1 protein-coding gene is annotated in these 229 nt (G+C 47.6%); it reads left to right on the plus strand.

Going from position 1 to position 229, the window contains the following annotated elements; translation table 11 throughout:
- A partial coding sequence (locus HBA93_RS24065; protein WP_286202187.1) for an ABC transporter substrate-binding protein occupies positions 1-229 on the plus strand: 229 nt, incomplete at both ends.

Below are 229 nucleotides of genomic sequence, written 5' to 3' on the forward strand. Positions count from 1 at the left end.
GTCTGAAAGACGGTTTCACCATTACCATGGATGTACGTAACACCCAGCCGGTCACCGGCATTGCGGAATCCATTCAGCAAACCTTTGCCAAAGCGAATATCAAACTTGAGATTATTCCGGGCGACGGCAAGCAGACACTAACCAAATATCGTGCGCGTAAGCATGATATTTACATCGGCCAGTGGGGTATTGATTACTGGGATCCGCATACCAATGCCGATACTTTTGT

The sequence above is a fragment of the Ochrobactrum sp. SFR4 genome, from assembly GCF_019730395.1.
In the GTDB taxonomy this organism is placed as follows: domain Bacteria; phylum Pseudomonadota; class Alphaproteobacteria; order Rhizobiales; family Rhizobiaceae; genus Pseudochrobactrum.